The sequence below is a fragment of the Pseudomonas sp. BN102 genome (assembly GCF_029871245.1).
GTDB lineage: Bacteria > Pseudomonadota > Gammaproteobacteria > Pseudomonadales > Pseudomonadaceae > Metapseudomonas.
In genome coordinates this window covers 1-25,535 of record NZ_SSON01000031.1, presented here as the reverse complement: position 1 = coordinate 25,535, position 25,535 = coordinate 1, and the positions used below count along the sequence as shown (strand labels likewise).

The window sequence follows — 25,535 nt, the reverse complement described above, 5'->3', positions numbered from 1 at the left end:
TCGCCCACACCTCGCCCTCTTCAGGTCCAGGGACGCGCCTCGATGCGCAAGGTGCCCTTCACGCCCGGACGCACCTTCTGCTCGATGGGTATGTCGAAGCTCACACCTGAGCCGCCGGGCAGGGGGGTATTGGCGGCGGCGATTCCCGGCTTGCCCGGATTGGTCTCCTGGAGGCCGTACTTCAGGCTCCAGCCGCCGATTGCATTCGCATCGGGGAAGGCCTCGACCAGAATTTGCCGATGCAGGAGGTACCCCCCTTCGTAATGCCTTTCGAGGAACAGCACGCCATCCACCCGGTAGTCCGGCACCAGGATTCGCAACTCGAACGCGAAGCTGACCGACCCCGAGGCCTTCACACTCTTCTCCGGATCGAGGAACACGGAGAACAGGTGCGGGCTCTGGCTGCGGTCCGGGGCGCGCTTGTTACCGGGAGCGCGAGGGAACAGTTGGTCGAAGGAACGGAAGATCGCCGAGTTCTCGCGCACTTCGCGGCGGGTGATCTGCCATTGGCTGCCACGGATGCTCACGGCCACCTCGAACTGGTAGGACGCCTTGACCTCCTTGCCGGCCTCCAGCTCCTTCTGGACTTCGACAGGCAGGGTGATGTCGTCGATATCCAGCACGCCGTCGACCCGCAACTTGCCGAACAGGAAGCGGGTGAGGTTCTGGTAGCCCTCTTCCGAATTGACGATGCCGTAGTAGCCGGAGTGGCTGCGATGGACAAATGCCCGCGGCGAACAAAGGTCCTTGCCATCGGCATCGGGGCCGTGGGTGGTGGCGTTCGCGATGCGCACCAGGCCGTCGCTGGCATCCCCGGCCGCCCAGGCCGACGCGCCGGCGAGGACCTTGTAGTCCTTGGGATTGGTTCCCACCAGGTTGAAGATCCGCTGCGGCGGGAAGCCCTGGACCACGGATACGTCGTCGCTCCCTTTCGCCAGGCCCAGGTAACCCGCCATCCGCTCGCGGTTGAAGTTGTCGACGTCCCCGAAGGTCAGCCAACCCGGCACATTGCGCACGATGCGCATGTCGATGCCGTTGTGCGGGGTGGCATAGGTGAAGAGCTTGTCCACCGCCGTGCGAGCTTCGGCGGTACCGAACCCGCTGTTCTGCAGAAAGGCACGGCAGATCAGGCCGCCCATGGAATGGGCGACCAGGTGCACCCGGAAATCGGCGGCAGTGATGCCATTGGCGGGATTGGCCAGTACCTTCTGCTTGAGCTTGAGGATCAGGGCACCGAGCCCCCTGGCGAAGTGCTCGATCGGCGGCGTATTACCGGAGCCGAATACCTCAGAGGCCTCGTCGTAGTAGCGGTAGATGACCACGCAGCGGTAAGGAATCTGCGCATCGGCGCCATCGAGTTTCTCCAGGCCATCGTCGAACAGGTCGTCGTACTGGTATTCGCCCATCAGACGCACCAGCGGCGATTCGAAGAAGTAACGCTGGGTCTCCCCGGTCCAGCCCCTGCGCGCACGCGTAGAGCCGAGGTTGAAGCCCATGTAGGGGTCGGAGACGGCGTCGTCGATCTCGCCGGAAGTCGCGGCAAAGCCGCGCACATAGATGATCGGGTGGTAAGGGTGCAGGTTAGAGGCAGGCATGCTGGCGCTCCTTGCTGGCGGGTCAGTGGGCCGCGGCCCCCGGGCGGAGGCCTGCGGCGGTCGGGCGTCAGGCCACCAGCTGCACGATCAGCGCCGCGTCCGCGACACCGGTCGCTGGCAGCCCCTTGGCGTTCTGGTAGTCCTTGAGCCGCGCGGCGCTGGTCTGCCCGAACAGGCCATCCGCCTTGATGTCCGCGCCATGGGCGGACAGGCCGAGCTGCACCAGGCGCACGTCCAAGCCACGCGCCATCGGCGTCTGCAACGCCAGGGGGCGGCTGCCTGGCTGCGGCCCGTCATAGCAGCCCGGTGGCGTCGCGTTCAGGGTCGCCATGGAGATTTCCAGGCCACGTACCACCAGCGGCAGGTCCAGCCCCCAGTGGCCGAGTTCGATCAGCCTGCTGAAGGCCTGCGTCCGATAGACCGTGGCGTGCAGCACCCGGTTGTCGTGGTTGGCGAGCCAATCCTCACGGGCCTCAACGTAGGCCTTGATCCACTCCTGCTCACCTACCGCCTCCAGACTGCCCCTGTCCGCCAGGACTCGGTCGCGGATACGTCCCCAGGAGCCGTGGACCGTGCTGTCATAGACGACCGCCAGTCCCAGCGGCGTCGTGATGTGCAGCTCTTCGGCGGCATTCTCGGCGCGTTGCCAGTAGACCTGGTCGAAGAACAGGTCCTGGGTCTCGCGCATCACCGCGTCATCGGCACTCGCGCGCAGGATGTTGTGCAGGTGCCGGTCGTGATCGAGCGTCAGGTCGCGGGCGCCGACCCGATCGAGATATTCGGCGAGGCGATGGCCGAATCGCGCGCCCGGGTTATTGCAGTAGCGCTGGATCAGCTCATGCAGGTTGCCCGAGGCCAGCGTGGTCTGCGATCGGCCGAACGTCAGGTGGCCGGGATCACCCTTGATCAGCGTGACGCTGCCGTAGTCCCCCAGGACGCTGCTGGTTTCGAAGATATTGACGATGGCCTGGGCGGTTCTCTTCTGCATCGGCGTCAGCATGGTTCTTCTCCCTTGCATATGACGAACTACGCGGGGCCCGGACGGCATTTGCGCCGGGCGTGACGAAGCGTCGCTGCCCGCTGGTGCACAGGAGGAGAAATCGACCGGGACACCCGCCGGGCAGTGCCACGCCAGGCGCGCGCCCTGGCAAACGGCCAGACGCACCAGCAAGGCTTCACGGACAGCCCTGGCGCCGGCCTTCAGGGCGAAGGCCCACCAGGGACAAGGGGAGATGATGGAGGGGTCAGGGGGGAGTCTCGCGCCGGCATGCCAACCCTGGCGGTCAGATCCACCGATCCGAGCTTATCAACCTCCTCACCGTTCCGATGACGAGGAGCGACACCCGGCTCAGGTACTGCGAGCTACACCTGCTCGCGAGCGTCCTGCTCATCGACGCTGCATATTTAGGGCTAGTCGAGCGCCACAGTGCTGTCCACCTGGCCGGGCCGGTGGAACGACGAAGGGCGGCAGGCTGGCGCCGGGCGGACGGCCTGACTGGATTCGGGTCGCTCGAATCTCGTTCGGAAATCCGAACGAATTCCGGTGAGATATTCGGAAGCCCGGACAACCTTGGTTCAAGGCACTTCGGAAAATAAAAATAAATTCTTTACATTCAATAACTTAACGAAATAACAAAGACACCATACAGATGGCACGCATCCTGCGAATACAGATCCCCGACGGACGCGAATATCCCGCTCGCGCCGATAACAACAAACATCGTCGAGGACTGAAGTTCATGCGTATGCTCCCCAAGGTTCTGGCCGCCGCTATCGCAGCAACCCTGATTTCCGCTCCGGCCTTCGCCGCCGAGCTGACCGGTACCCTGAAGAAGATCAAGGAAACCGGCACCATCACCCTCGGTCACCGTGACGCCTCCATCCCCTTCTCCTACCTCGGCACCGAGCCGGGCAAGCCCGTCGGCTACTCCCATGACATCCAGCTGAAAGTGGTCGAGGCCATCAAGCAGGAACTGGGCATGCCGGAGCTGAAAGTCCGTTACAACCTGGTCACCTCCCAGACCCGTATCCCGCTGGTGCAGAACGGCACCGTGGACCTGGAGTGCGGTTCGACCACCAACAACCTGGAGCGCCAGAAGCAGGTTGGCTTCTCGGTGGGCATCTTCGAAGTTGGTACCCGCCTGCTGTCGAAGAAATCCGCCGGCATCAACGAATTCGACGACCTGAAGGGCAAGAACGTGGTGACCACCGCCGGCACCACCTCCGAACGCCTGCTCAAGTCGATGAACGCCGAGAAGCAGATGGGCATGAACATCATCTCGGCCAAGGACCACGGCGAGTCCTTCCTGATGCTCGAATCCGGCCGCGCCGTGGCCTTCATGATGGACGACGCCCTGCTCTACGGCGAAATGGCCAAGGCCAAGAAGCCGGATGACTGGGTCGTGACCGGCAAGCCGCAGTCCTTCGAAGTCTACGGCTGCATGGTTCGCAAGGACGACGAAGCCTTCAAGCAAGTGGTCGACAAGGCCATTGCCGCCACCTACGCCTCCGGCGAAATCAACGGCATCTACGACAAGTGGTTCACCCAGCCCATCCCGCCCAAGGGCCTGAACCTGAACTTCCCCATGAGCGAAGAGCTGAAGAAGCTGGTGGCCAACCCCACCGACAAGTCGGCTGAAGAAATCTGACCTGTCCCTCCCATCTCCTTCCGGGAGATGGGCCGCTCTTCCCCCCTCACCCTTTCAGGGAGAGGGGCCGGGGGAGAGGGTGTTGGAGGCCGCGCACAGTCGGGCTTCCCTCACCCCAGCCCTCTCCCTTCCACTGCCTTCACCGCAGAACGATCGACCTGATAGGGGACAACCCTGATGAATTACAACTGGGACTGGGGCGTGTTCTTCAAGTCCACCGGGATCGGCAGCGAAATCTACCTGGACTGGTTCGTCACCGGCCTGGGCTGGACCATCGCCATCGCCCTCGCGGGCTGGATCATCGCCTTGTTGCTGGGCGCGCTGCTCGGCGTGATGCGCACCGTACCGAACCGCTGGGTCTCCGGCTTCGCCACCGTCTACGTGGAAATCTTCCGCAACGTGCCGCTGCTGGTGCAGCTGTTCCTCTGGTACTTCCTGGTGCCAGACCTGTTGCCCGAGCCGCTGGAACTCTGGTTCAAACAGGACCTCAACCCGGCCACCTCTGCGTACCTGAGTGTGGTGGTCTGCCTCGGCCTGTTCACCGCCGCCCGCGTCTGCGAGCAGGTGCGCACCGGCATCCAGGCACTGCCCAAGGGCCAGCTCGGCGCGGCCCGCGCCATGGGCTTCCGCCTGCCGCAGATCTACCGCTACGTGCTGCTGCCCCAGGCCTTTCGCATCATCATTCCGCCGCTCACCAGCGAGTTCCTCAACATCTTCAAGAACTCCTCGGTGGCCTCCCTGATCGGCTTGATGGAGCTGCTGGCCCAGACCAAGCAGACCGCCGAGTTCTCCGCCAACCTGTTCGAGGCCTTCACCCTGGCCACCCTGATCTACTTCACCCTGAACATGAGCCTGATGCTGCTCATGCGCCTGGTAGAGCAGAAGGTGGCGGTGCCCGGCCTGATTTCCGTAGGGGGTAAGTGATGGATTTCAGCGCGATCATTCCGGCTCTGCCGGGCCTCGCCGACGGCCTGCTGATGACCCTCAAGCTGATGCTGCTGGGCGTGTTCGGCGGCGTGGCCCTGGGCACCCTGCTGGCTCTCATGCGCCTGTCGCACAGCCCGATGCTGTCGAAGATTGCCGGGCTGTACGTCAACTACTTCCGCTCCATCCCACTGCTGCTGGTGATCACCTGGTTCTACTTCGCGGTGCCCTTCCTGCTCCGCGCGATCACTGGCGAAGACACGCCGGTAGGTGCCTTCACCTCCTGCCTGGTGGCTTTCATGATGTTCGAGGCGGCGTATTTCTGCGAAATCGTCCGCGCCGGCATTCAAGCCATCCCCAAGGGCCAGATGGGCGCGGCGCAGGCACTGGGCATGAGCTACGGCCAGTGCATGCGCCTGATCATTCTGCCCCAGGCCTTCCGCAAGATGACCCCGCTGCTGCTGCAGCAGAGCATCATCCTGTTCCAGGACACTTCCCTGGTTTACACCGTTGGCCTGATGGACTTCCTCAACGCCGCCCGTTCCCGTGGCGACATCATCGGTCAGCCCCACGAATTCCTGATCTTCGCCGGCCTGGTCTATTTCACCGTCAGCTTCGCCGCCTCCCAGCTGGTCAAACTCCTGCAGAAAAGGTTAGTCGTATGATTTCCATCAAGAACGTCAACAAGTTTTACGGGGACTACCAGGTGCTGACCGACTGCAGCACCGAGGTGAAGAAAGGTGAAGTGGTGGTGGTGTGCGGCCCGTCCGGCTCGGGCAAGTCCACCCTGATCAAGTGCGTCAACGCCCTGGAACCCTTCCAGAAGGGCGACATCGTGGTCGACGGCACCTCGATCGCAGACAAGGCCACCAACCTGCCCAAGCTGCGTTCGCGCGTCGGCATGGTGTTCCAGCACTTCGAGCTGTTCCCGCACCTGTCGATCACCGAGAACCTCACCATCGCCCAGACCAAGGTGCTCGGCCGCAACAAGGATGAGGCCGTCGACAAGGGCCTCAAGCTGCTCGACCGCGTCGGCCTCAAGGCCCATGCCCACAAGCACCCCGGCCAGCTCTCCGGCGGCCAGCAGCAGCGCGTGGCCATCGCTCGTGCCCTGGCCATGGACCCGGTGGTGATGCTGTTCGACGAACCGACCTCGGCGCTCGACCCGGAGATGGTCAACGAAGTGCTCGACGTGATGGTCGAGCTGGCCCAGGAAGGCATGACCATGATGTGCGTGACCCACGAGATGGGCTTCGCGCGCAAGGTCGCCGACCGGGTGATCTTCATGGACCGCGGGCAGATCGTCGAAGACTGCGCCAAGGACGAGTTCTTCGGCGACGTCAACGCCCGCTCCGACCGCGCCCAACAGTTCCTCGCCAAGATCCTGCAACACTGATGCACCCCTGCCGCCCCCGCGCTGACGGGCGCGGGGCCGGCCGCCTCACCTGACCCACAACAACAAATAGGGATATTCCATGCGTCTGGTCCAATTCCGGACACTGACCCTCAGTGTCGCCATCGCTGCAGCCAGCTCATCCGTCTTCGCCGCCACGCTGGAAGGCGGCGCCGTCGCCGCGCCTGACGAATATGGCGCCAAGGTCGCCGCCCAGGTGCTCAAGGCCGGCGGCAACGCGGTGGATGCCGCGGTCGCCACCGCCTTCACCCTGGCCGTGACCTACCCCGAAGCCGGCAACATCGGCGGTGGCGGCTTCATGACCCTGTACATGGACGGCAAGCCGTACTTCCTCGACTACCGGGAAATCGCCCCCAAGGCCGCCAGCAAGACCATGTACCAGGATGACAAGGGCGAGGTCATCGAGAACCTCAGCCTGATCGGCGCCAAGGCCGCCGGCGTGCCCGGCACCGTGATGGGCCTGTGGGAGGCGCACAAGCGCTTCGGCAAGCTGCCCTGGAGCGAGCTGGTCACCCCGGCCATCGGTTATGCGCAGAAAGGCTTCAAGATTGCCGACAAGCAGTTTCAGTACCGCCAGGACGCCATTGCCCTGTTCAACGGCAAGACCAACTTCGGCGACTACTTCGGCACCATGAAGGCCGGCGAGACCTTCACCCAGCCGGAACTGGCCAAGACCCTGGAGCGCATCGCCGCCAAGGGCCCGGACGAGTTCTACAAGGGCGAGACCGCCAAGCTGTTGGTGGCGCAGATGCAGCGGGACGGTGGCCTGATCAGCCAGGAAGACCTCAACGACTACCGCGTCAAATGGCGCGAGCCGATGCGCATCGACTGGCAGGGCAATACCCTCTACACCGCCCCGCTGCCCAGCTCCGGCGGCATCGCCCTGGCCCAGCTGATCGGCATCAAGGAAGCCCGCGCCGCCGACTTCAAGGGTGTGGAGCTGAACTCCGCGCGCTACATCCACCTGCTGGCCGAGATCGAGAAGCGCGTGTTCGCCGACCGCGCCGACTACCTGGGCGACCCGGACTTCTCCAAGGTGCCGGAGGCCAAGCTGACCGACCCTGGTTACATCAAAACGCGCGCCGCCGAGGTCAACCCGACTGCCATCTCCCCCACTGAGAAGGTTCGCCCCGGCCTGGAGCCGCACCAGACCACCCACTTCTCCGTCGTCGACGCCGACGGCAACGCCGTGAGCAACACCTACACCCTCAATTGGGACTTCGGCAGCGGCGTGGTGGTCAAGGGCGCCGGCTTCCTGCTCAACGACGAGATGGACGACTTCAGCGCCAAGCCGGGCGTGGCCAACGCCTTCGGCGTGGTCGGCAGCGACGCCAACGCCATCGAGCCGGGCAAGCGCATGCTCTCCTCCATGAGCCCGAGCATCGTCACCCGTGACGGCAAGGTCAGCCTGGTGCTCGGCACTCCCGGCGGTTCGCGGATCTTCACCTCGATCTTCCAGGTCCTGAACAACGTCTACGACTTCCACCTGCCGCTGGCGAAAGCCGTAGCCGCGCAGCGCGTGCACCATCAGCTGCTGCCCAAGGACACTATCTACTACGACGCCTACGCGCCGCTCGCCGGCAAGGTCGCCGACGAACTGAAAGCCATGGGTTACACCCTGGAAGACCAGGGCTGGAACCTAGGCGACATCCAGGCCATCCGCGTCGACGGCAAGGCCCTGGAAACCGCGTCCGACCCCCGTGGCCGTGGCGTCGGCCTGGTGGTGAAACCGTAATAACGGCGGGCGCGGCTACCTGCCGCGCCTTCCGCGCTTTTTCCTGTAATACCGCCGAACCCGGCCCGTCGCCATTCCCCTGCGGCGGGCTGGTCCGGCCACGGTGACTGTGATGCAATGCCCTACTCTCCCAAGCTCCGTGCCATTGCCGCTGACCATCGTGAAACCACGCCTGCTCCGCCATCTGCTGCTGTTCCTGCTGCTGCTCCTGTGCATGCTGGGGTTCGGCTATGTCGGCTATCACCTCAGCGAAGAATCGGGCATCCGCGACCTGCGGGATAACGGCGAGCGCCAGCTGGAACTCCATGCCCGCGCCGCGGAAAGCGAGATCAACCGCTACACCTACCTGCCCAGCCTGCTGGAGCTGGAAGACAGCGTCAGCCACCTGCTGCTGCACCCCACGCCCTACCGGCGCAACCTGGTCAACGACTACCTCGAAGGGCTCAACCGTCGCAGCGAGGCCCGCGCCATCTACCTGCTGGACACCAGCGGCCGGGTGCTGGCCACCAGCAACTGGCGCGACTCGGACAGCTACCTGGGCGAAGACCTGTCCTTCCGCGCCTATTTCCAGGAGGCGATGCAGGGCCGGCCGGGCCGCTTCTACGGCATCGGCAGCACCACCGGCGAAGCCGGCTACTACCTGTCCCACGGCCTGCGCTACCAGGGCCGGATCATTGGCGTGGCAGTGGTCAAGGTGAAGCTGGAAGCCCTCCAGGAGCGCTGGGAGAGGGCCCGCCTGCAGGCCTTCGTCAGCGACGAGAACGGCATCATCATCCTCTCCAGCGACCCGGCCCTGCGTATGAAGGCCGTGCGCCCCTTGAGCGCCGAAGACAAGGAGCGCCTGGCCCGCAGCCTGCAGTACTACTGGTGGGCCCTGAACGAATGGGAGCCGCGCTCCCGCGAGGTGCTGGGCGAAGGCCTGGAGGCCATCAGCTTCGCCGCCAGCGGGCCCGCGGGAGAGACCGAAGGCGAAGTCGCCTACCTGGCACAGACCCGCGCCCTCAACGACACCCCCTGGCACTTCACCCTGTTCTCGCCGCTGGCCGATCTGCGCCATGAGGCAGTGATCCAGGGCATGCTCGCCGCGGTCGGCTTCGCCCTGCTGGCCTTCCTGCTGATCGCCTGGAACGAGCGGCGCAAGGTCATCGCCACCCGCCTCGCCGCCCGCGAGGCGCTGCTGGCGGCCAATAACGAACTGGAACGCAGGATCGCCGAACGCACCCAGGACCTGCGCGCCAGCAACAGCCGCCTGTTGGCGGAAATCCGCGAGCGCAAGCAAACCGAAGACAACCTGCGCAAGGCCCAGGACGGCTTGGTGCAGGCGGGCAAGCTGGCGGTGATCGGGCAGATGTCCACCAGCATCGCCCACGAACTCAACCAGCCCCTGGCCGCGCTGCGCACCCTCTCCGGCAATACCGTGCGCTTCCTCGCGCGCGGCGCCCTGGACACCGCCAGCACCAACCTCGCGGCGATCAACGAACTGGTCGACCGCATGGGCCGTATCACCGCCAGCCTGCGTGCCTTCGCCCGGCGCTCCGACGACCATGGCCAGGCGCGCCTGGCCAACGCGGTGGATGCCGCCCTCTTCCTCCTCCACACCCGCTTGGAACGCACGCCGCTGACCCTGCACCGGGACTTCGCCGATGCCCTGCTGGCCATCGACCAGACCCGCCTGGAGCAGATCCTGGTCAACCTCATCGCCAATGCCCTGGACGCCATGAGCGGCCAGGCCGACTGCCAGCTGTGGTTCAGTGGCGAGGCGGACGGCGAAAAGTACCGCCTGCAGGTGCGCGACAACGGCCCTGGCATCGACCCGGCCAACCGCGTGCACCTGTTCGAGCCCTTCTTCACCACCAAGCCCGGCGAACATGGCCTGGGCCTGGGCCTGACCCTTTCCGCCAGCCTCGCCACCGCCGCCGGCGGCAGCCTGGCGGCACACCACCCGGAAAGCGGCGGCACGGCGTTCGAGCTCTGCCTGCCACGCCTGGAAAGCCCCGAAGAATCCCCCGCGAGCCCTGCCCCATGACCGAGCCGCTCAGCGTCCTGATAGTCGAGGACGACCCCCACGTGCTGCTGGGTTGCCAGCAGGCCCTGGACCTGGAAGACATCCCCAGCATCGGCGTCGGCAGCGCCGAGGAAGCCCTGCAGAAGGTGGGCGAGGACTTCGCCGGCATCGTCGTCAGCGACATTCGCCTGCCCAGCATGGACGGCCTGACCCTGCTGGAACGCCTCAAGGCCCGCGACCGCTCTCTGCCGGTGGTGCTGATCACCGGCCACGGCGACATCTCCATGGCCGTACAGGCCATGCGCGACGGCGCCTACGACTTCATGGAGAAACCCTTCTCCCCCGAACGCCTCGTGGACGTGGCCCGCCGTGCCCTGGAGCAGCGCGCCCTGGCCCGCGAGGTGTCGCACCTGCGCCGCCAGCTGGCCGGCCGCCAGTCCCTGGAGCAGCGCATCATTGGCCGTTCGCCAGCCATCCAGGCCCTGCGCGAGCTGATCGCCAACGTCGCCGACACCTCGGCCAACGTGCTGATCGAAGGTGAGACCGGCACCGGCAAGGAGCTGGTCGCCCGCTGCCTGCACGACTACAGCCGGCGCCAGTCGAAACAGTTCGTCGCCCTCAATTGCGGTGGCCTGCCGGAGAACCTGTTCGACAGCGAAATCTTCGGCCACGAGGCCCACGCCTTCACCGGCGCCAGCAAGCGCCGCATCGGCAAGATCGAGCATGCCCACCAGGGCACGCTGTTCCTCGACGAGATCGAGAGCATGCCGATCAACCTGCAGATCAAGTTCCTCCGCGTACTGCAGGAGCAGACCCTCGAACGCTTGGGCTCCAACCAGTCGATCCCGGTGGATTGCCGCGTCATCGCCGCCACCAAATTCGACCTGGACGAGGAAGGCCGCGCCGGGCGCTTCCGCAGTGACCTCTACTACCGCCTGAACGTGGTCACCCTGGAACTGCCGCCGCTACGCGACCGTCGCGAAGACATCCTGCTGCTGTTCGAGCACTTCCTGCAGCAGTCCACCCTACGCTTCGACCGCGCCACCCCCGAGCTGGACAACGCGACGGTCTCCGCGCTGATGGCCCACGACTGGCCGGGCAATGTGCGCGAACTGCGCAACGTGGCCGAACGCTTCGCCCTCGGCCTGCCGGTGTTCAAGAAGAGCGGCCAGACCCCGGACAGCAACGAACCGCGCTTCGCCGAAGCCGTGGAAGCCTTCGAGAGAAGCCTGCTCGGCGCCGCCCTGGAACGCCACGGCGGCAACCTCAGCCAAGCCAGTGTGGCGCTGGGAATGGCCAAGACCACGCTGTTCGACAAGGTGAAGAAATACGGGCTCTGATCACCCGCCCGGTGGCGGGTCAAAACTTGTGGGGGCGAATTCATTCGCTATGGGCAGCGCAGCTGCCCCATCGGACGTTGAATGGCAGACCTGCGGCCTGCTTAGCGATTGAAATCGCCCCCACAAATCAATGCGTCACCCCAACACCCTGCAACAGCTGATTCCAGCGCCCCGCTCCCCCATGGTCTAAAACCACAGGACCACCAGCTACAAACCCACCGCCATGTCCCCGCTGCACCGCGCCATCCACGCCAGGGCCGGTGAACTGGCCCCGGCCCTGGCCGCCTTTGCCCTGCTGCTGTGCCTGTTCGGCGGCTACTTCATGCTGCGCCCGGTGCGCGAAACCATGGGCATCGCGGGCGGGGTGGAGAACCTGCAATGGCTGTTCAGCGCCACCTTCGTCGCGATGCTGCTGGCGGTGCCGGCCTATGGCTGGCTGAATGCGCGGGTGCCGCGGCGGGTGTTCCTCGACTGGGTCTACCTGTTCTTCGCCAGCAACCTGCTGGGCTTCGCCTGGCTGCTGTCGCGCATCCCCGACCCGCTCTGGGCGGCGCGGGCCTTTTATGTCTGGCTGTCGGTGTACAACCTGTTCGTGGTGTCCCTGGCCTGGAGCCTGCTGGCCGACGTGTTCGACCGCCGCCAGTCGAAACGGCTGTTTCCCTCCATCGCCGCCGGGGCCAGCCTGGGCGGTCTGCTCGGCCCGCTGTTGGGCGGCCTGCTGGTGAGTCGCCTCGGCACCGCCGGCTTGCTGGTACTGGCGGCCCTGCTCCTGTTGCCGACGCTGCCGCTGCGGCGCTACCTGATGGCCTGGCGCGGCCAGGGCGGCGCCGGGCGCACCGGGGTGGAGGCCGAACCGCCGGAGCGGCCGGTGCCCGGCAACCCCTTCGCCGGCATCAGCCTGGTGCTGGGCTCGCCCTACCTGCTGGGCATCTGCGCCTTCGTCCTGCTGTTGTCCTGCACCAGCACCTTCCTCTACTTCGAGCAGGCGCGGCTGGTGGCGGCGCTGTTCCCGGACGGGCAGCAGCAGATCCGCGTGTTCAGTCTGATCGACTTCGCCGTGCAGGCGCTGTCCCTGCTCTGCCAGCTGTTCATCGCCGGCCGGGTGGCCCAGCGCTTCGGTGTCAGTGCCTTGCTAGGCGTGGTGCCGCTGCTGGTGGCCCTGGGCTTCCTGCTGCTGGCGCTGCTGCCGCAGTTCGCCGTGCTGGCCGGGGTGATGGTGCTGCGCCGGGTGGGCGAATACGCCTTCGTGCGGCCGGGGCGGGAAATGCTCTTCGTGCCGCTCGGCGCCCAGGAGAAGTACCGGGCGAAGAACTTCATCGATACCGTGGTCTACCGCGGAGGTGACGCCGTCAGCGCCTGGCTCAAGGCCCTGCTGGACGGCATCGGCCTCGGCGCCGCCCTGGTGGCATTGGTGGGTGGGGGCGTCGCCCTGGCCTGGAGCCTGCTGGGCTGGCGCCTCGGCTCGCGCCACGAGCGGTCCGCTCCATCCGCAATCCCACAGGAGGTCGAACCATGAGAACCGGCATCACGCGCGCCGAATTCCTCCGCCTGGGCGCCAGCGCGGCGCTTCTGGCCATGAGTCCCTTCAGCCCGGGCGCCGACATGGGCCAGCAGCCGCTGCGTCGCCGCGCCATTCCTGCCAGCGGCGAGCAGCTGCCGGTGATCGGCGTCGGCACCTACCGCGGCTTCGATATCTCCTCTGGTGACGGTGTGGCCTGGGCCGACTGCCGCAAGGTACTGGAAGCGTTGTTCGCAGCCGGCGGCTCGGTGATCGACAGCTCCCCCATGTACGGCCAGGCGGAAGAAGTGGTGGGCGGCCTGCTGAACGAGCTACAGGCCCATGAACGCGCCTTCGTCGCCACCAAGGTCTGGACCCAGGGCTGCCAGCGCGGTGTGGCGCAGATGCAGCATTCCATGCGCCTGCTGCAGCGCCAGCGCATCGACCTGATGCAGGTGCACAACCTGGTGGACTGGAAGGAGCACCTGACCACCCTGCGGCTGTGGAAGGAGGAAGGCCGCATCCGCTACCTGGGCGTCACCCACTACACATCGAGCGGCTACGACGAGTTGGAGAAGGTACTGCGCTCCGAAAAGCTGGACTTCCTGCAGATCGACTACGCCTTGGATGACCGCGACGCCGAAGAGCGCATCCTGCCACTGGCCCGGGAGCGCGGCGTGGCGGTGCTGGTCAACCGCCCGTTCGGCGGTGGCAACCTGCTGCGCCACCTGTTGCAGCAGCCCGTGCCGGACTGGGCCGACGACTACGACTGCAGCAGTTGGCCGCAACTCTTGCTGAAGTTCTGCCTGAGTCATCCGGCGGTGACCTGCGTGATCCCCGGAACCGGCAACCCCCGCCACATGCTGGACAACCTCCAGGCCGGGCGGGGGAAGGAAGCGGATCAGGCGATGCGGGACAGGTTGATCCGCCTTTTGTAGGGTGGAAATCGCTCTTCATTTCCACCATCGGTGCCAAGCCGACCTCCGATGGTGGTTCGATGAGGCGTGATCCACCCTACGGATCTATTTGCTTTTGTAGGATGGGTAGAGCCTGCGAAACCCATCGATCACGGTCCGCATGGGTTTCGTTCCTCTACGGAACGCCGCCCGACCCATCCTACGGAAGCAGTTCCCGCACTTCCTCAGGCCGAAAACCCACCATCGATCATCAGGTTGGCGCCGGTGATATAGGCGGCTTCCGGGCCGACCAGGTAGGCGACGAAGCTGGCGATCTCCTCGGCCTGGCCATAGCGCGGCAGGGCCATGAGTTGCTTCAGGCCCTCGGCGAACTCACCGCTTTCGGGGTTCATGTCGGTGTCCACCGGGCCCGGCTGCACGTTATTGACGGTGATGCCGCGCGGCCCCAGGTCACGGGCCAGGCCCTTGGTGAAACCGGCCACCGCCGCCTTGCTCATGGCGTAGACCGAGCCACCGGCGAAGGGCATGCGCTCGGCGTTGGTGCTGCCGATGGTGATGATGCGGCCGCCCTCGCCCATGACGCGGGCGGCTTCCTGGCTGGCGATCACCACGCTGCGGACGTTCACCGCCAGAGTGCGGTCCAGATCATCGATGCTGAACTCTTCGATGGGCGCCACCGCCAATACGCCGGCGTTGTTCACCAGGATGTCGAGGCGACCGAAAGTCTCCACCGTGTGGCGGATGGCGGCGCGGATGGCCAGCTCGTCGCGGCTGTCGGCCTGGATGGCGATGGCGCGGCCGCCGGCGGCTTCTATTGCTTCGACAACCTCGAGGGCAGCACTGGCAGAGGCGACATAGGTCAGGGCGACGGCGGCGCCCTCCTTCGCCAGACGCTGGGCAATGGCTGCGCCGATGCCGCGGGAACCGCCCTGGATGAATGCGACCTTGCCTTCGAGAGTCTTGGAAATGCTCATGTGGGTTCTCCTGGAACTGGGGGTTAGGTTGGATACGGCCCCAGTATTGATCGCCCATTCGCAACCGATAAGCTGGCAATCGCTATATTCAGTCGATACCAACGGTTTATGGAGCCCCCATGGAAACCCTCAGCAGTATCGAGTGCTTCGTCCGTGCCGCCGAGGCCGGGAGCTTCGCCGAAGCCGCGCGTCGCCTGGGCCTGACCCCGGCGGCGGTGGGCAAGAACGTGGCGCGGCTGGAGTCAAACCTCGGCGTGCGGCTATTCCTGCGCAGCACCCGCCGGCTGACCCTGACAGAGGCCGGCGAACGTTTCCTCGCGGAAGTGAGCGGCGGCCTGGCGAGCATCCAGGGTGCGGTGGCGAACCTCGCCAGCAGCCAGGGCCAGCCAGCCGGCACCCTCAAGGTGAGCATGGGGATGGCCTTCGGCCGCGACTACATCCTGCCGCACCTCGGCGACTTCCTCGCCCGCTACCCGGCGATTGTCCCGGACTGGCACTTCGACAACCGCCCGGTGGACCTGATCGGCGAAGGCTTCGACGCGGCCATCGGCGGCGGTTTCGAGCTGCCGCAAGGGGTAATCGCCCGCCACCTGGCACCGGCCCACCGGGTGCTGCTGGCCACGCGGGAGTACCTGGCGCGCCACCCTGCCATCGAATCCCCAACGGACCTCGCGCAGCACGACGGCATCCTCATCCGCTCGCCGCAGACCGGCCGCGTGCGTTCCTGGCCGCTACGCACCCGCGACGACCGCCAGGCTGCCTTCGAACTGAAGTTGCGCATGGCCATGAGCGACCCGGAAGCGGCCTGCCACGCGGCCATGCAGGGACTGGGCGTCACCCTGGTGAGCACGGTGCATGCGCTGCCCTACCTCAAGCGCGGCACCCTGGAGCGGGTGCTGCCGGACTGGTACGTGGACACCGGCAGCCTGTCCCTCTACTTCAGCGCGCAGAAACTGCTGCCGGCCAAGACCCGGGTGTTCATCGACTTCATCGTCGAGCGCTTCCGCCAGCAGAAACTGGCGGAACAGTTCAACGCCAACTGGCGACCCTGATTTCGCACTGTGGCCCTGCGGGTTGGCGCTGAGCCTGCGAAGCCCAAAGTGACAGGCTGGATCGTTGGGCTTCTTGACCTCGGCCCAACCTACGCTTCAGCCCCGTGCATAGGGCGCGTCGTCAGAGATGCTCGCTGCGGGCGGCCACCAGCAGATTGCGCCCCGCGCCTAGGCCGAAGGCCGTGGCCGCCAGGCTCACCACCACGAAGATGATCCCCACCGCGCTCCAGCCGTGGGTCAGGTCGTGCACCACGCCCACCAGCAGCGGGCCCATGGCGGCCAGGGTGTAGCCCACGCCCTGGGCCATGCCGGACAGGTTGGCGGCGACATGGGCGTCCCGCGAGCGCAGCACGATCAGGGCCAGGGCGATGCTGAAGGTCCCGCCCTGCCCCAGGCCCAACACCACGGCCCAGCCCCAGATGCCGGACAACGGCGCGTAGAGCATGCCCAACAGCCCGGCCAGGGTCAGGCCCATCACCAGCAGCACGGCGGGACGCTGATCGCGGCCCCGGGTGGCCAGCCAGGGCGCGCCGAGGGCGCTGATCAGCTGGGCCATCACCGAGCCGGACAGTACCAGCCCCGCCTCCACGGCGCTCAGGCCCCGATCGATCAGGATCGAAGGCAGCCAACCGAAGACTATGTAGGCCAGGGAGGATTGCAGGCCCATGTAGAGGGTCACCTGCCAGGCCAGCGGGTCGCGCCACAGACCGGTCACCTCGTAGGCCTGGCGGTGCGCGTGCTGGCCCTGGCGCGCCTGGGGCAACCAGATCAGCGCCGCGATGATCGCCGGCAGCGCCCAGAAGGCCAGGGCCGGTTGCCAGGCGCCGTCCAGCAGCTCGGCCAGGGGCACGGTAGCGCCGGCGGCCAGGGCCGCGCCCAGGCACAGGGCCATGGTATAGACGCCGGTCATCAGTCCGGCGATATGGGGGAAGTCGCGCTTGACGATGCCCGGCAGCAATACGCCAATGATGCCGATACTGGCCCCGGCCAGCAGGCTGCCAAGGAACAGCCCCGCCAGCGGGAACAGGCTGCGCAGGACGATGCCAGAGGCCAAGGTGAGGAGGATCAGCAGGATGGTCCGCTCGCTGCCCAGGCGTCGCGCCAGGATCGGTGCCAGCGGCGCGAAGAGGCCGAGGCAGAGTACCGGCAAGGTGGTCAGCAGGCCGGCGCCGGAGGCTGAGAGGCCGGTGTTCTCACGCACCAGGTTGAGCAAGGGCGCCAGGCTGGACAACGCCGGGCGCAGGTTGAGCGCCACCATCACCAGCCCCACCAGCAGGAGCACGGCGCTACCGGGCAGTGCCTGCGGCAGGGGTTCGTCGTCGGCCTCGGCGTCGATCAGCAGTTCTTCGGGGGTGCAGGCCGGAATGTCGGGTGCGTCATCCAGGGGGCGGGATGTGGTCATGGGGGCAGTTCCGTAACGAAGGGGCAGATCAGATCAACAGTGCGCGATTGGCCGCCGCGGCGGCGTCCGCGTCCTGGCGTTCAATGGCGTCGAGCAGTTGGCGGTGCAGGTCGAAACTTGGCTGCGGCCGCTCGGGGTCGGAGATGGTGCGTTCCAGGCCGACGCGGATCACCTGGGAGAAGTAGCGGTAGAGCTCGCTGAGCACCGGGTTGTGGGCGCTGTCTACCACGCGCTGGTGAAAGGCCAGGTCGTGGACGATGTAGTCCTCCAGGTCATCAAAGCTGGAGCGCGCGGCGGAGGCGGCCAGGGCCACGCGCAGGGCGGCCAGGTCCTCCTCGGTGCGGCGCAAGGCGGCCAGGCGCGAAGCCTCGATCTCGATCATCCCCCTCGCCTCCAGGGCCTGCTCCACCGAACTGCGGGCCAGGGTGAGCATGGTCGCCAGGGGGTCGGCGCAGGCACGCACATAGGTGCCGTCGCCCTGGCGCACTTCCAGCACGCCGGAAAAGGTCAGCACCCGCACGGCCTCGCGTACCGTGTTGCGGCTGATGCCGATGATCTCGGCCAGTTCGGGTTCCGCCGGCAGGCGCTGGCCAAGGGGCCAGGTGCCGTCGTCGATACGTCGGCGGATCTGCTCCAGGGCAATGTCCACCAGGGAACGCTTGAGGGAAGCTGCAGGCATGGCAAACATCCAATCATCGGATGACTTAGAAGGAGCCGAAGATTAGCCGTGCGATCCGCCCACCGCAACCGCGCATCCTTGCGGGTAACGAAATAGTCATTATCAGCTGCGATGATTTTTTCCCGCCCCTGGGCGTTGGTAGCCTACATGCACTCACCAACACCGCTCGGGGACACCCATGAAGCACGCACACATCCTTGCGCTGACCGTAATGGCACTGATCCTCGCTGGCTGCGTCAGCCAACCCGAACCCGAGCAACGCCCCTATACCGACGCCGAGGTGAAGCAGTTCGCCCTGGAAATGCTCAGCCGCAGCGGCCTGCCATACGACGACTACGAAAAGCTGCGCCAGGCCATCCTCCACCCCAAGGTGCCCGAGGCCGGGAAAGACCTGCCAAAGCAAATACCGCGCAAGAGCTGAACCCTTTCCGGATGGCCCTACCCGGCCCATCCCCTGTGGGGACCCATTCTTCCCCGCAGAAAAAACGCCGCGCTCACAAGGTGCGGCGTTTCTCGTTTCGGGCTTGGCTCCTGTAGGTTGTGGCTGAGCAAGGCGAAGCCCAACGCCTTCGATGCGGGACACCAAGGAGCAGCCCATATTGGTGGCTTGGTGAGCCCTCTGCTGTGGGAAATCGCCCCCACAGCGCGCCCACCGGCTTACTCAGGCTTGCGCCACACACTCGCCAACCAGGGCTGTTGCTCCCTCGGCAGCCCCGCGGGACGGTAGTAATGCTCCAGAGCTTCGAAGCCGGCGTACTCCAGCAGCGCTTTCCAGGATTCGTAGTCGTGCCAGGCGCCATAGCGGTTGCCGCTCCAGCCTTCATCATTGCCGCCGCGCGGGTTGGAGCTGAAGAGCACACCGCCGGGCTTCAGGGCGGCACGGAGTTGGCGCAGGACGCGGGGCAGTTCCTGGCGCGGGACGTGGAACAGGCTGGCGTTGGCGAAAATGCCGTCGAAGCGCTCGGCGGGGAGGTCAAGGGCGAGGAAATCCTGGTGCCATACCTCGCAACCCGAGTCTGCCCGCGCCATGGCGACGAAGCTTTCCGCACCGTCGAGGCCGATGGCGCGGTGCCCCAGGCGGATGAACGAGCGCAGGTCACGCCCCGGCCCGCAACCGAAGTCGAGGATGGTGAAGGGCGCGCTGCCTCGGATATGCCGCAGCAGGGCCTGGATGTTCTGGCTCACGTCGTGGTCGCGAGTCCCCTCGCGAAAACCCTCGGCATTGCGGTTGTAGTCGTCCAGGGTGGTGGCGGTGATGCTGGCGAGGTCTTCGGGGCGCAAGGGCATCTTCGACTCGGACACAGGTGGGAGGAGATGGAAGATTCTACCGCCTCCGCAGCCCGGCTGGACCGCCCCGCTCCATGCCGCCGAATTCGAGCGCAAGAGCCGGGATGCGGGACCGCCATTCGCCGCATACTCTTTGCCATGACCGAACAGCACGCGGATGAGCCCATGAAGCCTTCAGCCAAGATCGCCACCGAACAGGACCCGCGCTGGGCCGCGGTACAGTCGCGCGACCCGGCCGCGGACCGGCAGTTCGTCTATGCGGTGAAGACCACCGGCGTCTACTGCCGGCCGAGCAGCCCGACCCGTCTGCCGCGCCCGGAGAACGTGGAGTTCTTCGACAGCGCCGAGCAAGCCGAGGCCGCCGGCTACCGCCCCAGCCGCCGCGCCGCCGCCGATATGACCAGCGTCGCCGCACAGCATGCGGCGCTGGTCTCCGCCGCCTGCCGGCAGATCGAGTCAGCCGAGGACGCCCCCGGCCTGGACTCCCTGGCCGATGCGGCGGGCATGAGCCCCTCGCACTTCCACCGGGTGTTCAAGGCCGTTACCGGGCTCACGCCAAAGGCCTACGCCCTGGCCAAGCGGGCCCGGCGCGTACGCGACCAGCTCGGCCCGGGCGCCTCGGTGACCGAGGTGCTCTACGACGCCGGCTTCAACTCCAACAGCCGTTTCTACGCCGCCTCCACCCAGGTGCTGGGGATGAAGCCCGCCGACTACCGCGCCGGCGGCACCAATACCGAGATTCGCTTCGCCCTGGGGGAATGCTCGTTGGGGCACTTCCTGGTGGCGCAGAGTGGCATAGGCGTCTGCGCCATCCTCCTCGGTGACGACCCGGACGCGCTGCTGCGCGACCTGCAGGACAAGTTCCCCCGCGCCCGGCTGATCGGCGGCGACAGCGAGTTCGAGCAACTGGTGGCCAAGGTGGTGGGCTTCATCGAGGCGCCCAACCTGGGCCTGGACCTGCCCCTGGATGTGCGCGGCACGGCCTTCCAGGAGCGGGTTTGGCAGGCCCTGCGGGAGATACCGCCGGGCAGCACCGCCAGCTATGCGGAAATCGCCGAACGCATCGGCTCGCCCCGCGCCGTGCGCGCCGTGGCCAAGGCCTGCGCGGCCAACAGCCTGGCGGTGGCGATACCCTGTCACCGGGTGGTACGCAGCGACGGCAACCTCTCCGGCTATCGCTGGGGCGTGGAACGCAAGCGCCGCCTGCTGGAGCGCGAGGCCGAGGGGTGAGGCGCTGGACGCTGCTGGGGATGGACGGTGGACCCTATCAGAGCGCCGTGCCTGGCACCCTTGGCGGGCACCGGAGAACAGGCGTCTATGGCCGACTCGACTGTCCCACTGCCCTGCGCGCCATTGCGCGGGGCGGCTATGTGAAGGAGCGGGTGTTCTTCCTCGACGAAGCCACGGCCTGGGCGGCAGGGTACCGGCCTTGCGCACGTTGCATGACGGAGGACTACCTGCGCTGGAAAGCGCTGCGCCGGTAATCCCCGAACGCGACCAGGGCCTGCCGCCGCCAAGGGCCGGTGCGCGCGGCGCACCCTACCTCACCAGACCGCAGCCCGGTGCCTCTACCACCCTCTGCGCCTCAGACCGCCTCGGCCCAGGCCTCTTCCAGACTGGGAGCACCAAGCAGTGCATCGATTCGCGCGCAGTCGTTCTCACGACGAACCTCGGCGAACAGCACCACGGCCTCCGGATAGCCGCGAGTGAGCATGCCCAGCCACTGCTTGAGGCGCCCCGGTGCATAGCGCGGCGCCAACTTGCGCCGGGCCTGGCGCCAGAAGTCCTGCAATAGCGGTTGCAATTCGTACCAGCTCATTTCCACCACCGGCCGACCCGCACGCGCGGCGGAGATCTGCCGTGCCAGGTCAGGGCGCGACACCAGGCCGCGGCCGAGCATGATGTCCTCCACCCCGCTCACTTCGCGGCAGCGCCGCCAGTCGTCCAGGGTCCAGACCTCGCCATTGGCGAACACCGGCACCTTGACCGCTTCCTGCACTCGCGCCACCCACTCCCAGTGCGCCGGCGGCTTGTAGCCCTCGGCCTTGGTCCGCGCGTGCACCACTATCTGCTCGGCGCCGCCTTCGGCCAGCGCCCGGGCGCAATCGAGCGCGCCGTCCGGACTGTCGAAGCCGAGGCGCATCTTCGCCGTCACCGGAATGGCCGCCGGCACAGCACGGCGTACCTCGCGAACGATAGCGTGGAGCAGTTCAGGCTCCTTGAGCAGCACCGCACCACCACGGGACTTGTTCACCGTCTTGGCGGGGCAGCCGAAATTGAGGTCGATCACCGGCGCGCCCAGCTCGCAGGCGAACGCCGCGTTCTCCGCCAGGCAGACCGGGTCGGAGCCCAGCAGCTGCACACGCATGGGCGTGCCGACGCGGGTGCGCGCGCCCTGCGCCAGCTCGGGGGCCAGTTTCTCGAAGGTGCTGGCCGCCAGCAGGCGGTCGCAGACCCGGATGAATTCGGTCACGCACCAGTCGATGCCACCGACACGGGTCAGCACATCGCGGAGGATCTCGTCGACCAGCCCCTCCATGGGTGCCAGGGCGATTTGCATGGATGACAGGCTCACAGGAAAAAGGCGCGTAGTTTACGCAGCAAGACGGACGGCGAGTATCCCGGGGAGCATCCGGCTGGACTGATGGTCGAATTTTCACCCGCTCGACGCAGGAGAACTGCCAGGATGAACTCGCTCGTCCCCGTCCTTGCCGCCCTTATGCTGGCGACCACCGCGGTGTTCGCCGCCAGCGAGGCGATCCTTTCGCCCCCGTCGCAGTCGGCGCCGGACGCCCTTGGCGAACTGCTGGTCAGCCGCGACGAGAATGCAGCGAACGCCTGCGACATCGAACTGTATGTACAGAACGAGCTGGTGGCGCAGATAGCGCCGGGCCAGTCGGTGAGCATCCCGGTGCCCGCCGGGGAAATCGCCGTGCGGGTGGCCCAGAACGGCTCCGGCTATTGCGACAAGGCCACCGGCGGCCCGCAGTCGGCGATCATCCAGCCCGGCGAAGTTCGCCACCTGCGCATCGTGCAGAACCAGCACGAGGTATTCCTCGCGCCGGCGGCGGATTGACCCTCAAAGCTCCATCGGGAATGGCGGCTGCAGCGCGCGACCATAACCCTCGACGAACTCCTCCGGCATGCGCTTGGGCTTGCCGCTGGAGAGTTCGATGCAGACGAAAGTGGTCCTGGCCCGCAACAGAGTGGAGCCGTCTTCCGGACGCACCAGCTGGAAGCGCCGATCCATCTTCAGGCGATGGTCCGACTCCACGATCCAGGTGGCCATCTGCAGTTCCTGGTCCTCGTAGGCGGCGGCCAGGTAGTCGATCTCGTGGCGCAGGACCGCCATCGCGCGATCCAGCCGCCGGTATTCGGCCAGGTCCAGGCCCAGGTTCTGGGAATGGCGCCAGGCGCAGCGCTCCAGCCAGCTGACGTAGACCGCGTTGTTGGCATGGCCGAGGCCATCTATGTCGTCGGCAGCGACCTTGATATCGATGACGAAGGGGTTGGGCATGTCCCAGTTCATGGGTGGAGCTCCAGGCTGGAGGCCAGTTCGCGGGCTTCGCTGGCGAGTTGGGTGATCTGGTCCCAGGCGCGGGCGCGGATCAGGTTCGACGGTGCGATCCAGGTGCCGCCAACGCAGGCCACATTGGGCAACCCCAGGAAGGTCAGCAGGTTGTCCGGGGTTATCCCGCCCGTGGGGCAGAAGCGGATGCCGGTGAAAGGCCCCTTGAAGCTTTTCAGCATTTTCACGCTGGCATTGCCATTGGCCGGGAACAGTTTCAACGAGCGGTAGCCGTACTCCAGCGCCAGCAAGACTTCGGAGGGCGTCATCACGCCGGGCAGATAAGGCAGGCCGGAATCCTCGGCGGCCGCGGCGAGGCGCTCGGTGCAGCCGGGGCTGACGGCGAAATGCGCCCCGGCGTCGCGCGCCTCCAGGAATTGTTCGGTGTGGATCAAGGTGCCCGCCCCCACCAGCAGGTCGGGGAATTCCTTGCGGATCGCCGCCAGCGCATCCAGCGCCCGCGGCGTGCGCAGGGTCACCTCCAGCACTTCGACGCCGCCGGCACGCAGTGCCCCCGCTAGGTCCAGGGCCAGCCCGGTATCCTCGATCACCAGCACGGGCAGAACCGGTCGCGCCCGCTGCAGCACCACATCCATCGTCAGGCTCATGTCTGTTCTCCCATTGCAAAGTTCCCAGGCCCGTGTCAGATCCCACCATGCCGGGCCGGCGAACCTTGGAAGTAGAGCACTGACGGCGGGTCACCTGCCAGCCCCGCGCACGGGTTCTAGCATTGCGCGGCGGCCACGCCACTCGCCTGGGTTTCGCGAAGCTCCTCCAGCAACCCAACCACCGCGCCGATCAGCCGCGGATCGGCCAGCAGGCGCTGGTGGCCGCCCCGCTCCAGGCGCAACAGCTGGCTGTCGAACCAGGCGTCGTGAATCACCTCTGCCTCGCTCGCCGGCACCACCGGATCGTCCTTGGCATGCACCACAAGGCCGGGGATATCCAACTGGTAGCATTTCACATCGAGGTGTGCCGCCGGCATCCCGGCATGGGTTTCCACCTGGTGGACGAAATGTGCCCGCGCCTTCGGTGGCAGGCCCATGTAATTGGCGAAGCCACGCAGCGGCCCGAGGATGCGACTGGGCGCGGAAATGCTCACGAGTGCCTTGGCGCGCAGGCCCATCTGGCTGGCCAGCAGCGCGCTGGCACCGCCCATGGAGTGGCCGATCACCGCATGCAGTGGCGGCAATTCGCCGGCAGCCTCCAGCAAGGCACGGGCGAAGAGCACCACACTGGCTTCACGCCCCGGCGAACGTCCGTGGGCGGGGCCATCCAGCGCCACCACGCCATAGCCGGCAGCGACCAGGGCCTCGATCAGGCTGGCGAACTGGGTCGGCCGCCCTTCCCAGCCGTGCATCAACAGCACCGTGGGGCCGCTGCCCCAGCGCAGGGCGGACAGGCCGAAGCGCAGAGTGATGCGCTCGGCGCTGCCGAGCAGCGGCATCTCCCAGTCCCGCGGCGGCTGGTTGCGCGGTGTCATGAACTGGCGGCGCATGCGGCGGGCGATGGTCTTCGGCGCCAGACGGCCCATGGTGGCGTGGAATCCGCGAATCAGGCTCAGGTGGTTCATCGTTCGACTCCTCAGATCACCGCAGACTTGGCGGCACGCAGTACTCGGTCGGACAGGTCGCAGGGGCCCAACGCCCGCGCCAGGGCCAGTCCACCCACCATCAGGACAAGGTCGGCGAGCGCCTTGTCGGCCTCCTCGGGGTTTTCGCTCATCTCGGCACTCATCAGTTCCAGGTGCTCCGCCAGGATGGTCTGATAGGCGTCCGGCAATTGCGGCAGCGCCCCGAGGGAGCTCGGCAGCGGGCAGCCGGAACGGGTGGAGTCGCGGTGCTTGCGCGACAGGTAGAAGCCGGCGGCCAGGGCGCGGCGCTCCACGCCGGGCAGGGTCCGGTCGACCTGGGCCATCAGCTCCCGGCGCTTGCGCAGCAATTGTTCGAAGACTTCCAGCATCAGTGCGTCCTTGCTGGCGAAGTGGGCATAGAAGCCGCCCACCGTGAGCCCGGCGGCGCCCATTACATCGGCCACCCCCGGCTCCTGGGGGCCGCCCTGCAGCATGGCCGAGGCGGCGGCCTGAAGAATGCGTTCGCGGGTCTGGGCTTTCTTGTCGCTCATCACGGCCTCCTTTTAATTACAGTCATAATATTATTTGCGTAATACAAATTGGCAAGGCGTTCCTTGCTCCGTTCGTCGGCACGGCTCTGAGGGTTTTGGGAGGCCAGAAAAACAAAAGGGCCATCCCAAACAGGAATGACCCTTGAAAAGCCCGCAGTGCGGGAAATCGGAAAGTGGCGTCCCCTAGGGGACTCGAACCCCTGTTACCGCCGTGAAAGGGCGGTGTCCTAGGCCACTAGACGAAGGGGACAGAACCTTCGAACAGCAGGAGCAGCACTTGGGCTGGCCCTGAGTGATGCGCGAGGCATCGATTTGGTGGAGCTAGACGGGATCGAACCGTCGACCTCTTGCATGCCATGCAAGCGCTCTCCCA

Annotated in this window: 25 protein-coding genes and 1 tRNA gene; 14 read left to right on the top strand and 12 right to left on the bottom strand. The window is 66.4% G+C overall.

Annotation, left to right across the window (positions count from 1 at the left end):
• Positions 1 to 20: 20 nt before the first annotated feature.
• Both E8F12_RS05070 and E8F12_RS05065 read right to left on the bottom strand, forming a co-directional pair.
• Positions 21 to 1,595, bottom strand: coding sequence for a hypothetical protein (locus E8F12_RS05070; protein ID WP_280324200.1), 1,575 nt, complete (start codon positions 1,593 to 1,595; stop codon positions 21 to 23).
• 67 nt (positions 1,596 to 1,662) lie between these two features.
• A complete protein-coding gene (locus tag E8F12_RS05065) occupies positions 1,663 to 2,595 on the bottom strand; it encodes a peptidoglycan-binding protein (RefSeq protein WP_280324199.1) in 933 nt (310 codons plus the stop codon).
• A 739-nt stretch (positions 2,596 to 3,334) separates the two neighbouring features.
• Between E8F12_RS05065 and E8F12_RS05060 the strand changes: the two genes are divergently transcribed.
• The 9 genes from E8F12_RS05060 (at position 3,335) to E8F12_RS05020 (ending at position 14,097) form a co-directional block, all read left to right on the top strand.
• A complete protein-coding gene (locus tag E8F12_RS05060) occupies positions 3,335 to 4,243 on the top strand; it encodes a glutamate/aspartate ABC transporter substrate-binding protein (protein WP_280324198.1) in 909 nt (302 codons plus the stop codon).
• Between the two features lie 177 nt (positions 4,244 to 4,420).
• Positions 4,421 to 5,167, top strand: a complete 747-nt coding sequence (locus E8F12_RS05055; RefSeq protein WP_280324197.1) for an amino acid ABC transporter permease — start codon at positions 4,421 to 4,423, stop codon at positions 5,165 to 5,167.
• Positions 5,164 to 5,832, top strand: a complete 669-nt coding sequence (locus E8F12_RS05050; protein WP_280324196.1) for an ABC transporter permease subunit — start codon at positions 5,164 to 5,166, stop codon at positions 5,830 to 5,832. The genes E8F12_RS05055 and E8F12_RS05050 overlap by 4 nt, the downstream gene beginning before the upstream one ends.
• Positions 5,829 to 6,563 (top strand): amino acid ABC transporter ATP-binding protein, encoded by a 735-nt coding sequence (locus E8F12_RS05045; protein ID WP_280324195.1) that lies wholly within the window; start codon positions 5,829 to 5,831, stop codon positions 6,561 to 6,563. The genes E8F12_RS05050 and E8F12_RS05045 overlap by 4 nt, the downstream gene beginning before the upstream one ends.
• Positions 6,564 to 6,642: 79 nt before the next feature.
• A complete protein-coding gene (gene ggt, locus E8F12_RS05040) occupies positions 6,643 to 8,316 on the top strand; it encodes a gamma-glutamyltransferase (protein WP_280324194.1) in 1,674 nt (557 codons plus the stop codon).
• A 112-nt stretch (positions 8,317 to 8,428) separates the two neighbouring features.
• The gene (locus E8F12_RS05035; protein ID WP_280324193.1) at positions 8,429 to 10,342 is read left to right on the top strand and encodes a sensor histidine kinase; all 1,914 of its coding nucleotides are present in this window, start codon (positions 8,429 to 8,431) and stop codon (positions 10,340 to 10,342) included.
• Complete coding sequence (locus tag E8F12_RS05030) at positions 10,339 to 11,661, top strand: sigma-54 dependent transcriptional regulator (RefSeq protein WP_280324192.1); 1,323 nt, start codon at positions 10,339 to 10,341, stop codon at positions 11,659 to 11,661. Before E8F12_RS05035 ends, E8F12_RS05030 begins: the two co-directional genes overlap by 4 nt.
• Positions 11,662 to 11,884: 223 nt before the next feature.
• A complete protein-coding gene (locus E8F12_RS05025; RefSeq protein ID WP_280324191.1) occupies positions 11,885 to 13,177 on the top strand; it encodes an MFS transporter in 1,293 nt (430 codons plus the stop codon).
• Positions 13,174 to 14,097, top strand: coding sequence for an aldo/keto reductase (locus E8F12_RS05020; protein ID WP_280324190.1), 924 nt, complete (start codon positions 13,174 to 13,176; stop codon positions 14,095 to 14,097). The genes E8F12_RS05025 and E8F12_RS05020 overlap by 4 nt, the downstream gene beginning before the upstream one ends.
• A 203-nt stretch (positions 14,098 to 14,300) precedes the next feature.
• Here E8F12_RS05020 and E8F12_RS05015 read toward each other — a convergent pair whose 3' ends face one another.
• Complete coding sequence (locus E8F12_RS05015; RefSeq protein ID WP_280324189.1) at positions 14,301 to 15,050, bottom strand: 3-oxoacyl-ACP reductase family protein; 750 nt, start codon at positions 15,048 to 15,050, stop codon at positions 14,301 to 14,303.
• A 119-nt stretch (positions 15,051 to 15,169) separates the two neighbouring features.
• On the opposite strand from E8F12_RS05015, the gene E8F12_RS05010 reads away from it, so the two are divergent.
• On the top strand, positions 15,170 to 16,102 hold the full coding sequence (locus E8F12_RS05010; protein WP_280324188.1) for a LysR family transcriptional regulator: 933 nt from the start codon (positions 15,170 to 15,172) through the stop codon (positions 16,100 to 16,102).
• A gap of 121 nt (positions 16,103 to 16,223) precedes the next feature.
• On the opposite strand, the gene E8F12_RS05005 is transcribed toward E8F12_RS05010, so the two are convergent.
• Entirely contained in the window at positions 16,224 to 17,504 is a 1,281-nt protein-coding gene (locus E8F12_RS05005; protein WP_280324187.1) for a CynX/NimT family MFS transporter, read from the bottom strand.
• Positions 17,505 to 17,532: 28 nt separating this feature from the next.
• Complete coding sequence (locus tag E8F12_RS05000) at positions 17,533 to 18,183, bottom strand: FadR/GntR family transcriptional regulator (protein WP_280324186.1); 651 nt, start codon at positions 18,181 to 18,183, stop codon at positions 17,533 to 17,535.
• Positions 18,184 to 18,361: 178 nt separating this feature from the next.
• Between E8F12_RS05000 and E8F12_RS04995 the strand changes: the two genes are divergently transcribed.
• The gene (locus E8F12_RS04995; RefSeq protein ID WP_280324185.1) at positions 18,362 to 18,604 is read left to right on the top strand and encodes a hypothetical protein; all 243 of its coding nucleotides are present in this window, start codon (positions 18,362 to 18,364) and stop codon (positions 18,602 to 18,604) included.
• A 236-nt stretch (positions 18,605 to 18,840) separates the two neighbouring features.
• On the opposite strand, the gene E8F12_RS04990 is transcribed toward E8F12_RS04995, so the two are convergent.
• A complete protein-coding gene (locus tag E8F12_RS04990; RefSeq protein WP_280324184.1) occupies positions 18,841 to 19,470 on the bottom strand; it encodes a class I SAM-dependent methyltransferase in 630 nt (209 codons plus the stop codon).
• 165 nt (positions 19,471 to 19,635) lie between these two features.
• On the opposite strand from E8F12_RS04990, the gene ada reads away from it, so the two are divergent.
• Both ada and E8F12_RS04980 read left to right on the top strand, forming a co-directional pair.
• Positions 19,636 to 20,700: a bifunctional DNA-binding transcriptional regulator/O6-methylguanine-DNA methyltransferase Ada gene (gene ada / locus E8F12_RS04985; protein ID WP_280324183.1), complete on the top strand. Its 1,065-nt coding sequence runs from the start codon at positions 19,636 to 19,638 to the stop codon at positions 20,698 to 20,700.
• Positions 20,701 to 20,720: 20 nt separating this feature from the next.
• On the top strand, positions 20,721 to 20,954 hold the full coding sequence (locus E8F12_RS04980; RefSeq protein WP_280324223.1) for an Ada metal-binding domain-containing protein: 234 nt from the start codon (positions 20,721 to 20,723) through the stop codon (positions 20,952 to 20,954).
• Between the two features lie 101 nt (positions 20,955 to 21,055).
• On the opposite strand, the gene E8F12_RS04975 is transcribed toward E8F12_RS04980, so the two are convergent.
• The gene (locus E8F12_RS04975) at positions 21,056 to 22,030 is read right to left on the bottom strand and encodes a tRNA-dihydrouridine synthase (RefSeq protein ID WP_280324182.1); all 975 of its coding nucleotides are present in this window, start codon (positions 22,028 to 22,030) and stop codon (positions 21,056 to 21,058) included.
• A 126-nt stretch (positions 22,031 to 22,156) separates the two neighbouring features.
• Between E8F12_RS04975 and E8F12_RS04970 the strand changes: the two genes are divergently transcribed.
• Positions 22,157 to 22,546 (top strand): hypothetical protein, encoded by a 390-nt coding sequence (locus E8F12_RS04970; RefSeq protein WP_280324181.1) that lies wholly within the window; start codon positions 22,157 to 22,159, stop codon positions 22,544 to 22,546.
• A 3-nt stretch (positions 22,547 to 22,549) separates the two neighbouring features.
• Here the strand turns inward: E8F12_RS04970 and E8F12_RS04965 are convergent, their stop codons facing one another.
• The 5 genes from E8F12_RS04965 to E8F12_RS04945 form a co-directional block, all read right to left on the bottom strand.
• Positions 22,550 to 22,999, bottom strand: coding sequence for a thioesterase family protein (locus E8F12_RS04965; protein WP_280324180.1), 450 nt, complete (start codon positions 22,997 to 22,999; stop codon positions 22,550 to 22,552).
• Entirely contained in the window at positions 22,996 to 23,646 is a 651-nt protein-coding gene (locus E8F12_RS04960; protein WP_280324179.1) for a bifunctional 4-hydroxy-2-oxoglutarate aldolase/2-dehydro-3-deoxy-phosphogluconate aldolase, read from the bottom strand. Before E8F12_RS04960 ends, E8F12_RS04965 begins: the two co-directional genes overlap by 4 nt.
• 116 nt (positions 23,647 to 23,762) lie before the next feature.
• Positions 23,763 to 24,611, bottom strand: coding sequence for an alpha/beta fold hydrolase (locus E8F12_RS04955; protein ID WP_280324178.1), 849 nt, complete (start codon positions 24,609 to 24,611; stop codon positions 23,763 to 23,765).
• A gap of 11 nt (positions 24,612 to 24,622) precedes the next feature.
• Complete coding sequence (locus E8F12_RS04950) at positions 24,623 to 25,162, bottom strand: TetR/AcrR family transcriptional regulator (RefSeq protein WP_280324177.1); 540 nt, start codon at positions 25,160 to 25,162, stop codon at positions 24,623 to 24,625.
• 174 nt (positions 25,163 to 25,336) lie between these two features.
• A tRNA-Glu gene (locus E8F12_RS04945) sits at positions 25,337 to 25,412 on the bottom strand.
• Positions 25,413 to 25,535 lie beyond the last annotated feature (123 nt).

Bases quoted from the DNA above. Each gene is read 5' to 3' on its own strand.
- E8F12_RS05055 (WP_280324197.1), top strand. From the start codon at position 4,421: ATGAATTACAACTGGGACTGGGGCGTGTTCTTCAAGTCCACCGGGATC.
- E8F12_RS05010 (WP_280324188.1), top strand. From the start codon at position 15,170: ATGGAAACCCTCAGCAGTATCGAGTGCTTCGTCCGTGCCGCCGAGGCC.
- E8F12_RS05060 (WP_280324198.1), top strand. From the start codon at position 3,335: ATGCGTATGCTCCCCAAGGTTCTGGCCGCCGCTATCGCAGCAACCCTG.
- E8F12_RS05035 (WP_280324193.1), top strand. From the start codon at position 8,429: ATGCAATGCCCTACTCTCCCAAGCTCCGTGCCATTGCCGCTGACCATC.
- E8F12_RS05045 (WP_280324195.1), top strand. From the start codon at position 5,829: ATGATTTCCATCAAGAACGTCAACAAGTTTTACGGGGACTACCAGGTG.
- ada (WP_280324183.1), top strand. From the start codon at position 19,636: ATGAAGCCTTCAGCCAAGATCGCCACCGAACAGGACCCGCGCTGGGCC.
- E8F12_RS05020 (WP_280324190.1), top strand. From the start codon at position 13,174: ATGAGAACCGGCATCACGCGCGCCGAATTCCTCCGCCTGGGCGCCAGC.
- E8F12_RS04960 (WP_280324179.1), bottom strand. From the start codon at position 23,646: ATGAGCCTGACGATGGATGTGGTGCTGCAGCGGGCGCGACCGGTTCTG.
- E8F12_RS05015 (WP_280324189.1), bottom strand. From the start codon at position 15,050: ATGAGCATTTCCAAGACTCTCGAAGGCAAGGTCGCATTCATCCAGGGC.
- E8F12_RS05070 (WP_280324200.1), bottom strand. From the start codon at position 1,595: ATGCCTGCCTCTAACCTGCACCCTTACCACCCGATCATCTATGTGCGC.
- E8F12_RS05065 (WP_280324199.1), bottom strand. From the start codon at position 2,595: ATGCTGACGCCGATGCAGAAGAGAACCGCCCAGGCCATCGTCAATATC.
- E8F12_RS04950 (WP_280324177.1), bottom strand. From the start codon at position 25,162: ATGAGCGACAAGAAAGCCCAGACCCGCGAACGCATTCTTCAGGCCGCC.
- ggt (WP_280324194.1), top strand. From the start codon at position 6,643: ATGCGTCTGGTCCAATTCCGGACACTGACCCTCAGTGTCGCCATCGCT.
- E8F12_RS05030 (WP_280324192.1), top strand. From the start codon at position 10,339: ATGACCGAGCCGCTCAGCGTCCTGATAGTCGAGGACGACCCCCACGTG.
- E8F12_RS04995 (WP_280324185.1), top strand. From the start codon at position 18,362: ATGAAGCACGCACACATCCTTGCGCTGACCGTAATGGCACTGATCCTC.
- E8F12_RS04990 (WP_280324184.1), bottom strand. From the start codon at position 19,470: ATGCCCTTGCGCCCCGAAGACCTCGCCAGCATCACCGCCACCACCCTG.
- E8F12_RS05005 (WP_280324187.1), bottom strand. From the start codon at position 17,504: ATGACCACATCCCGCCCCCTGGATGACGCACCCGACATTCCGGCCTGC.
- E8F12_RS04975 (WP_280324182.1), bottom strand. From the start codon at position 22,030: ATGCAAATCGCCCTGGCACCCATGGAGGGGCTGGTCGACGAGATCCTC.
- E8F12_RS04965 (WP_280324180.1), bottom strand. From the start codon at position 22,999: ATGAACTGGGACATGCCCAACCCCTTCGTCATCGATATCAAGGTCGCT.
- E8F12_RS04955 (WP_280324178.1), bottom strand. From the start codon at position 24,611: ATGAACCACCTGAGCCTGATTCGCGGATTCCACGCCACCATGGGCCGT.
- E8F12_RS05025 (WP_280324191.1), top strand. From the start codon at position 11,885: ATGTCCCCGCTGCACCGCGCCATCCACGCCAGGGCCGGTGAACTGGCC.
- E8F12_RS05000 (WP_280324186.1), bottom strand. From the start codon at position 18,183: ATGCCTGCAGCTTCCCTCAAGCGTTCCCTGGTGGACATTGCCCTGGAG.
- E8F12_RS04980 (WP_280324223.1), top strand. From the start codon at position 20,721: ATGGACGGTGGACCCTATCAGAGCGCCGTGCCTGGCACCCTTGGCGGG.
- E8F12_RS04970 (WP_280324181.1), top strand. From the start codon at position 22,157: ATGAACTCGCTCGTCCCCGTCCTTGCCGCCCTTATGCTGGCGACCACC.